Origin of the sequence: Corynebacterium sp. HMSC071B10, assembly GCF_001814825.1 — a bacterium.
Taxonomy (GTDB): Bacteria; Actinomycetota; Actinomycetes; order Mycobacteriales; family Mycobacteriaceae; genus Corynebacterium.
Genome location: NZ_KV817951.1, coordinates 1 through 377, shown reverse-complemented (window position 1 = coordinate 377; position 377 = coordinate 1). Strand labels below are relative to the sequence as shown.

Here is a 377-nt window from a genome sequence, read left to right as displayed (position 1 = left end):
GTACCCGGTACTGCAAGGGGTTTTCTTTCATAGTCGATGCTGGCGACACCACAATCCGCTGGTGTCGCGTCAACATCTACTTGGAAGGAGCCGGTCCTTGTGGCCAACTTCAAACAGATCATCGCGATGTGCCTCGACGGTGCAAGCTACGCGCAGATCACACACGCATTGGGATGTTCACGACGAGAAGTATCCCGCGCAAAGAAAGTCATCACTGATGAGGCACTAACGCCAGAGCGTTTCCGTCAACTCCCACCGGGATGGTTCGATGATCGATTCAGCGACGGCCGGAGTAAGCGGACGCTGTCCTACGACCAGCCTGATTTTCAAGCCCTTGCACGCAAGCTCCAAAGCAAAAAGCACGTGACCAGGCACAA

The 377-nt window shown here is 54.9% G+C and carries 1 protein-coding gene; it reads left to right on the top strand.

Going from position 1 to position 377, the window contains the following annotated elements:
* Positions 1 to 99: 99 nt before the first annotated feature.
* Positions 100 to 377: helix-turn-helix domain-containing protein (locus tag HMPREF2990_RS01185; protein ID WP_141757744.1), on the top strand; the 278-nt coding region annotated here is incomplete at its 3' end.